12 protein-coding genes are annotated in these 12,325 nt (G+C 69.2%); 7 read left to right on the top strand and 5 right to left on the bottom strand.

The features are described 5' to 3' along the window. The first annotated feature begins 2 nt into the window (after window positions 1-2). A complete protein-coding gene (locus tag GO592_RS19640; protein WP_039950365.1) occupies window positions 3-398 on the top strand; it encodes a VOC family protein in 396 nt (131 codons plus the stop codon). Between the two features lie 10 nt (window positions 399-408). Here GO592_RS19640 and GO592_RS19635 read toward each other — a convergent pair whose 3' ends face one another. After that, entirely contained in the window at window positions 409-1,446 is a 1,038-nt protein-coding gene (locus tag GO592_RS19635) for a glutathione S-transferase family protein (protein WP_007295728.1), read from the bottom strand. A 30-nt stretch (window positions 1,447-1,476) separates the two neighbouring features. Next, window positions 1,477-2,199, bottom strand: coding sequence for a GNAT family N-acetyltransferase (locus tag GO592_RS19630; protein WP_007295729.1), 723 nt, complete (start codon window positions 2,197-2,199; stop codon window positions 1,477-1,479). A 71-nt stretch (window positions 2,200-2,270) separates the two neighbouring features. On the opposite strand from GO592_RS19630, the gene GO592_RS19625 reads away from it, so the two are divergent. After that, complete coding sequence (locus tag GO592_RS19625) at window positions 2,271-2,894, top strand: PadR family transcriptional regulator (protein ID WP_039950392.1); 624 nt, start codon at window positions 2,271-2,273, stop codon at window positions 2,892-2,894. A gap of 2 nt (window positions 2,895-2,896) precedes the next feature. Next, the gene (locus GO592_RS19620; RefSeq protein ID WP_007295730.1) at window positions 2,897-4,408 is read left to right on the top strand and encodes an MFS transporter; all 1,512 of its coding nucleotides are present in this window, start codon (window positions 2,897-2,899) and stop codon (window positions 4,406-4,408) included. On the opposite strand, the gene GO592_RS19615 is transcribed toward GO592_RS19620, so the two are convergent. Beyond that, a complete protein-coding gene (locus GO592_RS19615) occupies window positions 4,362-5,726 on the bottom strand; it encodes an FAD-binding oxidoreductase (protein WP_007295731.1) in 1,365 nt (454 codons plus the stop codon). The genes GO592_RS19620 and GO592_RS19615 overlap by 47 nt on opposite strands. A gap of 40 nt (window positions 5,727-5,766) precedes the next feature. Between GO592_RS19615 and GO592_RS19610 the strand changes: the two genes are divergently transcribed. The 3 genes from GO592_RS19610 (at window position 5,767) to GO592_RS19600 (ending at window position 8,848) form a co-directional block, all read left to right on the top strand. Next, on the top strand, window positions 5,767-6,570 hold the full coding sequence (locus GO592_RS19610; RefSeq protein ID WP_005253751.1) for an enoyl-CoA hydratase/isomerase family protein: 804 nt from the start codon (window positions 5,767-5,769) through the stop codon (window positions 6,568-6,570). Window positions 6,571-6,659: 89 nt separating this feature from the next. Beyond that, on the top strand, window positions 6,660-7,856 hold the full coding sequence (locus tag GO592_RS19605) for a class I adenylate-forming enzyme family protein (RefSeq protein WP_007295732.1): 1,197 nt from the start codon (window positions 6,660-6,662) through the stop codon (window positions 7,854-7,856). Between the two features lie 26 nt (window positions 7,857-7,882). Beyond that, window positions 7,883-8,848: an adenosine deaminase gene (locus tag GO592_RS19600; protein WP_005253753.1), complete on the top strand. Its 966-nt coding sequence runs from the start codon at window positions 7,883-7,885 to the stop codon at window positions 8,846-8,848. 12 nt (window positions 8,849-8,860) lie between these two features. Here GO592_RS19600 and GO592_RS19595 read toward each other — a convergent pair whose 3' ends face one another. Together GO592_RS19595 and GO592_RS19590 are read right to left on the bottom strand one after the other, a co-directional pair. Beyond that, the gene (locus GO592_RS19595; protein WP_007295733.1) at window positions 8,861-10,225 is read right to left on the bottom strand and encodes an amidase family protein; all 1,365 of its coding nucleotides are present in this window, start codon (window positions 10,223-10,225) and stop codon (window positions 8,861-8,863) included. Window positions 10,226-10,235: 10 nt separating this feature from the next. Next, window positions 10,236-11,552, bottom strand: coding sequence for a D-arabinono-1,4-lactone oxidase (locus tag GO592_RS19590; RefSeq protein ID WP_007295734.1), 1,317 nt, complete (start codon window positions 11,550-11,552; stop codon window positions 10,236-10,238). A gap of 101 nt (window positions 11,553-11,653) precedes the next feature. Between GO592_RS19590 and GO592_RS19585 the strand changes: the two genes are divergently transcribed. Further along, complete coding sequence (locus tag GO592_RS19585; RefSeq protein ID WP_005564766.1) at window positions 11,654-12,298, top strand: TetR/AcrR family transcriptional regulator; 645 nt, start codon at window positions 11,654-11,656, stop codon at window positions 12,296-12,298. Window positions 12,299-12,325 lie beyond the last annotated feature (27 nt).

Raw genomic sequence — 12,325 nt, 5'->3', positions numbered from 1 at the left:
GCATGACTACTTCGATGCAAACCACATGTGTGTGGCCCACCCTCGTCTACCGCGATGCGCGGGCCGCGATCCGCTTCCTCGTCGACGCCTTCGGATTCGCCGAGAACGCGGTGTACGGCGAGGGCGACCGGGTCGATCACGCCGAACTCGGCTGGCCGAAGGGCGGCGGGATCATGCTCGGCTCGCCCAGTGAGGACTCGGTCATCAGCGACCTGCCGCCGGGGACCGGCTCGGTGTACCTCGTCGTCGACGACCCCGACGCCCTCCACGAGCGCGCGGTGGCCGCCGGTGCCACGATCGTCCGCGGACTCCGGGACGAGGACTACGGATCGCGCGGATTCACCTGCCGCGACCCCGAGGGCGTGTTCTGGAGTTTCGGCACCTACACCGGCTCGTAGACCGGCCCCATCACACCCCGTGCCCGGCCGGGACGTCCTCGCCGGGCTTCGGCGGAGGTGGCGGTGTGCCGTCCCCGAACGGCCTGCCGCCCAGCTGTTCACGCCCGTGCGGTTCGAGCCAGCCGGACAGGTCGGGACCCTTCGGCACGATCCCGGTGGGATTGATGTCGGTGTGCACGATGTAGTAGTGCTGCTTGATCTGGGTGAAGTCGATGGTGTCGCCGAACCCGGGTGTCTGGAAGAGGTCACGGGCATACCCCCACAGCGCGGGCATCTCGTCGAGTTTGTTCCGATTGCACTTGAAATGTCCGTGGTAGACGGCGTCGAAGCGGGCCAGGGTGGTGAACAGGCGCACGTCCGCCTCGGTGATCGTGTCCCCGACGAGGAACCTGCGGTCGGTCAGTCGGTCCTCGAGCCAGTCGAGACGGGCGAACAGGCGGTCGTACGCGGAGTCGTACGCCTCCTGCGATCCGGCGAAACCACACCGGTACACCCCGTTGTTGACGTCGCGGAACACGAGATCGGCGACCTCGTCGATCTCGTCGCGCAGCGGCTCGGGGTAGAGGTCGGGCGCGCCCTCACGCTGGTACCGCGTCCATTCCGAGGACAGATCCAGGGTGATTTGGGGGTAGTCGTTGGTGACCACCTGCCCGGTGGGGACGTCGACGATCGCGGGCACGGTGATGCCCCGCGAGTAGTCGGGGAAACGCGCGAAGTACGCGTCCTGCATGCGCGGGATCTTCAGCACGGGGTCGAGCCCGCCCGGATCGAGATCGAAAGTCCAGCTGCGCTTGTCGTGGGTGGGGCCGCACAGTCCCATCGACAACACGTCCTCGAGTCCGAGCAGTCGCCGCACGATGATCGCGCGGTTGGCCCACGGGCACGCCCGGGCGGCGACGAGACGGTAGCGGCCGGGTTCGACGGGATAGCCGTCGCGGCCGTCGGCCGTGATGCGGGTGGGGATGTAGTGGGTGTCGCGCGTGAACTCGGCGCCGGATTCGACGTAGGCGCCTTCCGTGCTGTGCGGTTCTGCGGTTCGGTCTGTCATGGTCGACTCGTCCCCGTCTTTCGATGTGTCTCAGAGCGTACTTCGGGAGATCGTGACCGCAGCGTACGTTCCCAGTTCCCGGTACCCGGCGCGGGCGGCGAGCGCGCGCGAGGCCAGATTGTCGCGGGGTGAACGGCATTGGGCGATCAGGCCGCTGTCGAGCGCGTCGTCGGTGGCGATCCCGGCGACCGCGGCGCCCAGTCCCCGCCGCCGGAACGCCGGCGCCGTCAGCACGCCGACGTCGGCGAGGAAACCCTGGAACTCGGCGTACCCGGCGGAACTGACCGGTTGCCGCGCGTCGTCGAGAATCGTGAACCATCGGTTGCGGTCACCCAGATGGGCCTCGGTCACGTCGTCCGGGGGACACGCCTCCTCGACCTGCCGGACGTGGTCGTGTTCGTGGGAGACGAGCGGTGGCTGCCCCGTCGCGGGATCCTGGTAGTCGGTGCCGAACGCGAGCACCAGGGGACCTGCGCACCGTCCGGACCGATCCTGGGTGAGGGCGAGCAGGGTCGCGGATTCGGTCAGTTCCGCCGACGTGTGCCCGTCGGCACGCTCGATTGCCCACCGCGGTCCGACGAGCGCGGACGTCTCGCCCAGGCGCAGGAATCGGATCGTGTCCGTGTCGTCGTCCACCCGGACGGCGCGGTCGTCGGCACCCGGCCGGGTGGACAGTGCGTCGTCGGGCAATCCCAGTTCGCGTGACCAGGCGAGTCGAATGATGTCGAGGTGATGGGAGTCCACGGGACCCACGGTAACCGCTTGTTCCCCATCGGCCCGGACGGTATATTCCACGTGGAGTATTCGACTTGGAGGAGTGGAAGGTGGTGACCGTGACACTCACCCCGCTCGGTGTCACCATCCTCGGTCTGCTGTGTGAGCGCACGATGCATCCGTACGAGATGTACCAACTCGCGGCCGCCCGGCGTGGACGCGTCGTGAAGATCCGGCCGGGTTCGCTGTATCACACCGTGAGCAGGCTCGAAGGCGAAGGGCTGGTGCGCACCACCGGTACCGACCGGGCGGGAAACCGGCCCGAACGCACCATGTACGAGGTCACGCATGCGGGCCGGGAGGCGCTCGTCCAACGGGTGAGCGACATGCTCGCCACTCCGGTGCACGAGTACCCGCAGTTTCCCCTCGCCCTGGCGGAGGCGCACAACGTCGACGCCCCCGCCGTGGTGGAACTGCTCCGGGAACGGCTCGATCACCTCACCCGCGAGATCGACGAGCTCGAGACCGCCGCCGCTCTCGCCTGTTCCACCGAGACTCCCAGAATCTTCCTCCTCGGCAACGAATTTCTCGTCACCGTCGCCCGCGCGGAGCACGAATGGCTCAGCGCCCTGGTGGCCGACATCGACTCCGGAGCCCTCCCGTGGCTTTCGCCGGAACTTCTCGAACGACTGACACACTCACGCCGGATCCCATCCGGTTCAGCAAAGGATTGACGATGGACACCGAGCGCACCGCACCACCCACGTCGCCACCCGAGCATCGAAATCCGTGGCCGGCCCTGTGGGCCCTCGTCATCGGCTTCTTCATGATCCTCGTCGACAGCACCATCGTCGCGGTGGCCAACCCGGCGATCATGAACGACCTGCACACCGACATCAACAAGGTCGTCTGGGTCACCAGCGCGTACCTGCTGGCCTACGCGGTGCCGCTGCTGGTCACCGGTCGACTCGGTGATCGGTTCGGTCCCAAGAACATCTACCTGATCGGGCTCGTCCTGTTCACCGGGGCGTCGCTGTGGTGCGGCCTGTCCGGCACCATCACCATGCTCATCGTCGCCCGGGTCTTCCAGGGACTGGGCGCCGCACTGATGACGCCGCAGACGATGGCCGTCATCACCCGCACGTTCCCGCCGGACCGCCGCGGCACCGCGATGGGTTTGTGGGGCGCCGTCGCCGGTGTCGCCACCCTGGTGGGACCGCTCGCGGGCGGCGTGCTCGTGGACAACCTCGGCTGGGAGTGGATCTTCATCGTCAACGTGCCGGTCGGCGTGATCGCGTTCATGCTGGCGTGGCGGCTGGTGCCCGCGCTCGAGACCCACGAGCACAAGTTCGACATCCCCGGTGTCGTACTCAGTGCGCTCGGCATGTTCTTCCTCGTATTCGGAATCCAGGAAGGCAGCTCCTACGACTGGTCGGCGACCGTGCTGGCGTCGATCGGCGCCGGCCTCGTCCTACTCGGCATCTTCGTCTGGTACCAGTCCTGGAACAAGAACGAGCCGCTCCTGCCGCTGGGCCTGTTCAAGGACCGCAACTTCTCGCTCGCCAACGTGGCGATCACCGCGATGGGGTTCGCGATCACCGCCATGGTCCTGCCGCTGATGTTCTACACGCAGGCGGTGCGGGGTCTGTCGCCGACGAAATCGGCCCTGCTCCTAGTGCCCATGGCCGTTCTCACCGGTGTGTTCGCCCCGTTCATCGGCAAGCTCGTGGACCGCACCCACCCGCGGTACATCGCGGGCGCCGGATTCCTGCTGTTCTCGATCGCACTCGGCTGGCTGGCCATGGTCATGTCGCCCGACGTGGCGATCTGGGAACTGCTGCTGCCGATCGGTCTGATCGGTCTCGCCAACGCGTGTATCTGGTCGCCGCTCGCGGCCACGGCCACGCACAACCTTCCGCCCCATCAGGCGGGCGCCGGAGCCGGCGTCTACAACACGACCCGCCAGGTCGGCGCCGTCCTCGGCAGCGCCGCGATCGGCGCGCTCATCACGGCCCGCCTGTCCGCGCAGGGGCTGAACGCCGACAGCCAGGAGGCCGGCATCGGTGAGATGCCCGAGTTCGTCAAGGAACCGTTCGCGACGGCGATGTCGCAGTCGATCTGGCTGCCCGCCGCCGTCCTGCTGATCGGGTTCATCGCCTCGGTGTGTTTCGCGCGACCGTTGCGCGAGAAGAGGCCTGGAGTCAGTGCGGGCGACGCAGCCAGTCGGGAAACATCACTGCAGGGTTGAGGTAGTCGGCGGGATCGAACGCCCGCTTGATCGTCCACATCGCGGTGATGTCCTCGCGGCTGAGGGCGAGGTCGAGGTAGTTGCGCTTGTGTGCGCCGACACCGTGTTCGGAGGCGATGTTGCCGCCGTGATCGCGGATCAGTTCCGTGACCGTCCGGTACAGCACGGACTCGTCGGGGCAGCGCAGCACGTTGAGGTGGACGTTGCCGTCGGCGACGTGCCCGAACAGCACCGGGATCGCGTCGGGGGCCCGGCTCGTCACCAGCGCGACCGCGTCGGCGACGAACGCGGCCAGGGTGTCCAGCGGGAGGGCGGCGTCGAACTTCAGCGGGGGCCCGAACAATCCGACCACCTCCGCGAACGCATCCCGCGCCGCCCACACCCGGGCGCGGCCTGCGGGATCGATCCCGACGGCGGGTTCCTCGTCGGGAGCGCACTGCTCCAGGGCCTCGGCCAGTTCGTCGGTGAGATCGCGGTGGCCGGCCAGTTCCACGAGGAGGTACCACGGCAGACCCGTGGGGACCGCGAAACCCAGCCGCGAGGAGGCCAATTCGAGCCCGCGGCCGTCGAGCATCTCCACGGCGTCGACCCCCTCGAGCCGCCGGACGACGCGAGCGGCGTCGATCAATCCGGGCAGTTGCGCGAAGCCGGCGAGGGCGGTCACTCGGAACTCGGGCACGGGGCGGAGCGTGAGGTCGACAGTGGTGACCACACCGAGAGTCCCCTCACTGCCGACCCACAGCGCGGGCAGATCGTATCCGCAGTTCTCGGCACCCACCCGCATGCTGCGCCGCACGATCGCCCCGTCGGGCAGCACCACTTCCAGGCCCAGCACCTGCGCCGACATGTGTCCGTACCGCACGGTGTGCAGCCCACCGGCATTGGTCGACACCATGCCGCCGATCGTCGCGGAGTCGCGGGACGCGATGTCGACGCCGAACAGCAGTCCGGCCTCGGCGGCGGCGTTCCGGAGCGTCGAGAGGGTGACCCCGGCGCCGACGGTGACGCGCAGGTTCTCGCGGTCGACGGCGCCGACCGCGGTCAGCCGTTCCATCGACAGCAACACGTCGTCGTGCTCGGGCACCGTCCCTGCTTCGAGTCCGGTGCGGCCACCCTGCACAGTGACCTTCACCCCGGCTCGGCGGCAGATGCCCATCACGGCCGAGACTTCCGCGGCATCCGCGGGCCGGACGAGTGCGCTCGCCCGCCCGCTGTAGCGCCCCGTGTGGTCGATGGCCCGGGCGGCGAGCACGTCCGCGTCCACGGTCACGAACCGTTCTCCGACGACGTCGGCCAGCGCCGCGCGCAGCGAGTCCACACCCCGATCGTAGGCGGATCACGTGTGGCAGTCTGGCGGCATGACTGAGCCTGCAGCCGCGCATCCCACCCGACTCGAGCGTGTCCGTACGGACGCCGGCGCCGAGATCGCGATCCTGACGTTCGCCCACGGCGCACTCAACCTCTTCGATCAAGCGATGTTCGACGCCGTGCAGGCCGACGTCGCGGCGCTCGCCGAGGATCCGCCGCGCGCGGTGCTGCTGCGCGCAGAGGGCAAGGTGGTCTCCGCAGGAGTGGACGTCCACGTGTTCGACGGGCTCACGGCGGAACAGGGCGCGGACCTGTGGCAGGAGTTGTTCGCCGAGATCTGTCATCCGCTCGAGGCGCTGCCGTGCCCCGTCGTGTACTCGGCGCACGGACTGACGCTGACCGCGGCCTTCGAGATCGCGCTCGCCTGCGACATCATCCTCGCCGCACCGAAGGCGAAGTTCGGACTGGTCGAGACGGTGGTGGGGCTGACCCCGTCGATGGGCGGACCGCAGCGGCTGGCCGAGCGGGCGGGGTCGGGCCGCGCCCGGGAACTGGTGATGACCGGCGACCTGTACGACGCCGCGACGCTGCGCGACTGGGGCGTGGTCAACGCCGTCCACGAGGACGTCGACGCGGAGGCCCGCGCCCTCGTCGCACGCCTGGCGGACGGGCCGACGCGCGCACACGACGCCACGAAGCAGATCATCTCCGCGTGGCGGTCGGGTGGGGTCGCGCACGCCGACTCGATCACGCCCGACGTGTCGGGTGCGCTGTTCGAGACCGACGACCTCCGGGGTGCGGTACGGAGCTTCCTCGACGTCGGACCGGGCAAGGCGACGTACCGCGGGCGGTAGGCGTCGGCGAACTGCTCCCCGTAACTGTGACGGGCGTCATATAGTCGTGGCAACGTCCCGGTCGCGCAGTGTCGTCAGCGGAGGTGCAGATGCCGTCGTCCCTCGTCGAGTACCCGAGTAGTGGTCCCTTCTTCCACGACGACCGGGTGGTCCGTGGTCGCGACGGCCTGCTCCGGTACGGCGGGCTCAACCCGTCGCTCACCGAGCTGCTCGACATCTCCGTGCACCGCTACGCGGGCCGGGTCGCCGTCGAGGAGGACGGTGGCCGGTCGCTCACGTTCTCGCAACTGTGGACGTCCGCGGCGCGGGTGGCCGGCGGGCTGAAGTCGAAGGGCGTCGAGATCGGCGACCGCGTCGCCGTCCGGCAGCCCATGGGGGTCCGTTGGGTCGAGGCCTTCCTCGGGGTGTTGCTGGCCGGCGGCGTTCCGGTCGGGGTGAGCCCGGCACTCGACGACGCGCGGACCGGTGAGGTGCTCGCCGACAGCGAATCGGTACTGATCCTCGACGGCGAACTGCCGGAGGGCATCTCGTTCATCGACGACGGAGCGAGCCCCGACGAGCTGGTGCTGCTGTCGTACACGCCCGGGCCGTCGGAGTCCCCGAAGGGGGTCGAGCTGAGCAACGAGAACGTCCTCTCGACCATCGAATCCGTGCTCCATGCGCGCGGGTTCAGCTCCGAGGGACTGCGGAATCTCCTCGTCGAACCCGAACTGCACACCGTCGGATCCCTCGTCGAACTGCTCTCGACGCTGGTGGTGGGCGGAACGGTCCTGCTGACCGGGAGCACCGACGCGGCGTCGTGGCGCGGCACCGGTGCCGACGTGCTCACCGCGGCGCCCGCCGTCCTCCTGCGGGCCGTGGAGAACTCGCGGGTGACGAGTTTCGGCCGGCGCGCGGTGCGCTGGATCGACTACAGCGGCTCCGGCCTGTCCCTGGAGCAGTCGCAACTGCTCCGGCGGACGTTCCCTGCGGCCAGGCACTTCCTCGGGTGGGGAATGACCGAAACGTGCGGGGCGGGCCTGGCGCTGCCCGACGAGTGCGCTCTGACACACGCGGGCAGCGTGGGCGTCGCGTTCGGCGGGATGGAGGTGGCCCTCCTCGGTCCCGACGCCGGCCGCGGTATCGGCGAATTGCTGTGCCGCGGTCCGGGAGTCAGCCGCGGCTACTGGAACCGTCCCGAGGTCACCGCGAAGAACTTCACGGGTGGCTGGTTTCACACCGGCGACACCGCGAATATCGACGGCGACGGCTTCGTCCGTATCGTCGACCGCGACACCGCTGCCTAGGTGGTGCGAAAGGCAGGTATCCACCCGTGAGCTCTCCCGTCGCCGAGCTGCACATGCACATCGAGGGTTCCCTCGAACCCGAGCTGATCTTCGCGCTGGCCGAACGGAATTCCGTGCAGCTGCCGTACACCGACCTCGACGATCTCCGCTCGCGGTACGAGTTCACCGATCTGCAGTCGTTCCTCGACCTGTACTTCGCCAACATGCAGGTGCTGCGGACGGCGCAGGACTTCGCGGACCTCACTCGCGCCTATTTCGCCCGGGCGTCGGCGGGCGGCGTCGCGCACGTGGAGTTCTTCTTCAACCCGCAGGCTCACGTCAATCGTGGTGTGCCGCTGCACGAGGTGCTCGACGGGATCATGGACGCGGTGGGAACCAGCGAGCGGGAGTTCGGCCTCAGCAGCGCCGCGATCGCCGCGATCCTGCGGGACCGTCCCGTGCACGAGGCGGAGGAAGTGTTCTCGGAGATCATCCGGTTGCAGACGCCGATCGTCGGGCTCGGCCTGGACTCGGCCGAGGTGGGCAACCCGCCGTCGCTGTTCGAGGACGTGTTCGCCCGCGCCCGGTCGGAGGGGCTGCACGTGGTCGCCCATGCAGGCGAGGAAGGCCCGCCGGAGTACATCTGGCAGGCGCTCGATCTCCTCGGTGCCGAGCGCATCGACCACGGGGTGCGGGCGCTCGAGGACCCGGCGCTCGTGGCGCGTCTGGTGGACGAGGAAGTGCCGCTGACCGTGTGCCCACTGTCGAACGTGCGACTGTGTGTCGTCGATTCGCTGTCCGAGCATCCGCTGCGGACCATGCTGGAGGCGGGTCTGCTCGTCACCGTGAACTCCGACGACCCCGCGTACTTCGGCGGGTACGTCGACGACAACTTCGCCCAGTTGCGGGATCAGCTCGGCCTCACGGATGCCGAGCGGGAAACCCTCGCGCGCAACTCGATCACGGCGTCGTTCGCGAGCGACGCGCGCAAGGCGCAACTGCTCCGCGGCTGACGGTTCCGGCCGTCAGTCGATCAGCCCCGTGTCGCCGAGACTCGCGACGACCGCCAGGACGTCGCGGTCACGGCCGTGCGGGCCGACCAGGCAGAGACCGACGGGAACTCCGTCGTCGGTGCGCAACGGCACGGTCGCGTTGGGCAGTCCGGAGATGCTCGCGAGGCAGGTGAGCATGCCGGTGGCGCGCATCGTGTTCCGGAACCGGTCACCGCTGGGGTAGCTCGTCCGCTCGGGGGCCGTGGAGGAGGTCGCGGGCAGCAGGAGCAGGCTGTCGCCCACGTACGCGGTGATCGTCTGCGACGCCTCGGCGAGCTTGATCAGTTTCCGGCCGTACGTGGATTCCCAGATGCGGCTCGCGGCGGCGAAATTGCGGCCGGGTTCGTCGCCGAGCGACGTCATCGCCCCGCTCACCCAGTCGCCGTGCAGCCGCCACGCCTCGTAGCCCTGCACGGCGACGACGGCGTCGTACCAGTCGGGAAGCCGGCCTATGTCCGTGTCGGTCCACGTCAGCCGGGGGAGGGAACTCTTCTCCCACGCGGTGAGGGCGCGCCGCACAGCGCCGAGCGCCCCCGCCTCGGCGACGGCGTTGATGCCGTCGGAGGTGAGCGCGCTGCGGAACGGGGTCTCCGCCGTGAGCGGGAGAAGCGCGCCGGAGACCGCGACGAGGGTGTCGAGGTCGCCGCAGACCCATGCGGGGGTGTCGAACGTGGGGGACAGCGGAAACAGCCCGTCGGTGGAGACGGCGCCCCGGGACGGCGCGAAGCCGTACAGGCCCTGATACGAGGCGGGGATGCGGACGGAACCGGTGGTGTCGACACCCAATCCGATGTCGGCGGAACCCTGCGCGACTGCACTCGCGGCACCCGAGGTCGCACCGCCGGGCAGGCAGTCCTCGGCGCGGGGGTTGGGCGGCGTACCGAACTGCTGGTTGATGCCGGAATGCCCGTAACCGAGGTCGTCGGTCTGCGCCAGGCCGACGACGCGGGCGCCCTGACCGAGGAGGCGCGCCACCACTGCGGCGGTACCGGTTTCGACGGGTGCCTCGGCGAGACGCCGTCCGCTGCCCGCACCGATCTGCTGTCCCGCAACGGCGTACAGGTCGGTGACGGCGAGTCGCTTGCCGGCGAGGGGCCCGTCACCGGTCGGCGCGACCAGCGGATCCCCCTGCACGCGCCACGTCGCCTTGTCGACGGGCACGAACTCGGACACCGCTCCGCCGCCCGGAGCGGACAGGCCGTCGGGAAGCGGCGGAACCTCCGGGTCGTGCAGGCGTTCCCCGCACGCGCCGAGCATCACGGCACCGAGCGCCACCGCCCCGGAGGCACCCGCGATGCGAAGGAAGTCGCGACGGTCGAGAGATCGACTGGGGGGCACCTAGCCCACGTTAGCGACCGAGGACCTGCTGGAGGTACGCGTTGCCGAACATTCGCTCGGGGTCGTACTTGTCGCGCACGGCGACGAACTCGTCGAAGTTCGGATAGGCGGGCCGCAAGTCGTCGGCGGTGCGGCCGTGCATCTTGCCCCAGTGCGGTCGCCCGTCCGCTTCCCGGGCGATGGCCTCGACCGCGGAGAAGTACGGCTCGTGATCGCGGCGATGGTACTGGTGCACCGCGATGTACGCCGTGTCGCGACCGTTCGCCGTCGACAGCCACACGTCGTCGCCCGCGGCGAAGCGGACCTCGACGGGGAACGCGACCGTGAAACCGGACTTCTCCACCCACGAGTCGATCGCCGCGAGAGTGTCGGGAAGCGCCTCGGTGGGAACCGCGTATTCCATCTCCCGGAACTTGACCCGGCGCTCCGACGCGAAGACGCGGTAGCTGCGGTCGGTGAATTCGCGCGCGCTGAGCATGCGCGACGACAGCCGATTGATCTTCGGGATCGCCGCCGGCGCAAGGCCGGCGACCCTGTTGATGCCCTCGAACAGGACGTTGGCGAGCAGTTCGTCGTCGACGTAGGCGCGGACCGGGTGGAGGGGAGAGACCGGGGTGTCACCGGGTAGCCGGGTGTTGCGTTTCGTCAGCACGCGGCGGGTGTGCGGAAACCAGTAGAACTCGAAGTGGTCGATCGTGGTGCGGTCGTGGTCGAGCCGGTCGAGGGTGGCGTCCAGTGACTCGGGCTTCTCGACGGCGTGCATCACGTAGTGCGGCACGCACTGGATCGTGACCTTCGAGATGATGCCCACGGCGCCGAGTCCCAGCCGTGCCGCCTCGAACAGTTCGGGGTTCTCGGTGGGGGAGCAGTCGGCCACCGAGCCGTCCGCCAGCACCACCTGCAGGGCGCGGACCTGAGTGGCGAGGCCTCCGAAACGCGCTCCGGTGCCGTGGGTTCCGGTGGACAGCGCACCCGCGATGGACTGCACGTCGATGTCGCCCAGGTTGATCATCGCCAGGCCACGGTGCCAGAGTTGCTCGCTCAGGTCGTGCAACCGCGTGCCCGCGAGGACGGTGACGAGGGCGCCAGCCGGTTCGTCGAGGGTGACGGATTCGATTCCGGTGAGGGCGTCGAGGCTGACGAGGATCCCGTCGGTGACGGCGACCCCGGTGAAGGAGTGACCCGACCCCACGGCCTTGACCCGCTGGGCGTGCTCCGCGGCACCGCAGACGAGCGCGCTGAGTTCCTCCACCGAGCGCGGTGTCGCGAAGCGCAGCGGGTTCGCCGTCTCGGTGCCCGCCCAGTTGCGCCATGTGTCCTGTGCCATTCGCCCATCATGAACCTGGACGCTCGTCCAGGCAAATGGCGGGTTGGTCGGGCGTCCGTGTTGGTCACGGGCGAGGCTCCCGCAGGTTCTACGATCAGAGGATGCTGAACAGGCTTCCTGCGGATGAACGTCGTGCCCAACTCGTCGAGTCGGCGCTCGCCATCGCGGAGCAGCGCGGCGTCGCGTCGGTCACGGTGCGTGCCGTGGCGGAGGAGGCGGGCGTCTCGCTCGGTGTGGTGCACTACTGCTTCGAGAGCAAGGAGGAGCTCCTCGCGGCGATGGGTGAGAGCCTGGTTCTGCAGCTCAGCGCGTCGATGCGGCTGGCGTTCGGTCAGGTTCGGCACGCGCCGGACCTGCGCGGGATCGACGGTCTGCGCGAACTTCTCCACATCGGGATCAGCGGAATGTGGCCGATCATCGAGGCTACCCCGGACCGCCAGTTGCTGACGTACGAGATCACCGCGCAGGCGTTGCGGCACCGGGCGTCCGGGAGCGAGCGGGCCGGCGACATCGCGGGGCAGCAGTATCGGACCATGGACGAGGAGGCGATCGAGTTCCTCGCCGAGTGCGCCCGCATCGCCGAAGTCGGCTGGGCCACTCCGGTCGAGGCGATCGCGCGGTTCGGGCTGGCCATCCTGGACGGGCTCGTGCTGCGGTGGCTGGTCGACCGCGACAGTGAGGCGATGATCGCGGCGCTGGACGACATGGTGCACGTGATCGCGTCGAAGGCGGTCGAGCAGGCCTGAGCGGGCCCGTTTGATCTGGACAATCGT

The sequence above is a fragment of the Rhodococcus sp. 21391 genome (genome assembly GCF_016772255.1).
Taxonomy (GTDB): Bacteria; Actinomycetota; Actinomycetes; order Mycobacteriales; family Mycobacteriaceae; genus Rhodococcus_F; species Rhodococcus_F opacus.
This window is presented reverse-complemented; position numbering and strand designations above follow the sequence as displayed.

Bases quoted from the DNA above. Each gene is read 5' to 3' on its own strand.
- GO592_RS19635 (WP_007295728.1), bottom strand. From the start codon at position 1,446: ATGACAGACCGAACCGCAGAACCGCACAGCACGGAAGGCGCCTACGTC.
- GO592_RS19610 (WP_005253751.1), top strand. From the start codon at position 5,767: ATGACTGAGCCTGCAGCCGCGCATCCCACCCGACTCGAGCGTGTCCGT.
- GO592_RS19590 (WP_007295734.1), bottom strand. From the start codon at position 11,552: ATGGCACAGGACACATGGCGCAACTGGGCGGGCACCGAGACGGCGAAC.
- GO592_RS19640 (WP_039950365.1), top strand. From the start codon at position 3: ATGACTACTTCGATGCAAACCACATGTGTGTGGCCCACCCTCGTCTAC.
- GO592_RS19585 (WP_005564766.1), top strand. From the start codon at position 11,654: ATGCTGAACAGGCTTCCTGCGGATGAACGTCGTGCCCAACTCGTCGAG.
- GO592_RS19620 (WP_007295730.1), top strand. From the start codon at position 2,897: ATGGACACCGAGCGCACCGCACCACCCACGTCGCCACCCGAGCATCGA.
- GO592_RS19605 (WP_007295732.1), top strand. From the start codon at position 6,660: ATGCCGTCGTCCCTCGTCGAGTACCCGAGTAGTGGTCCCTTCTTCCAC.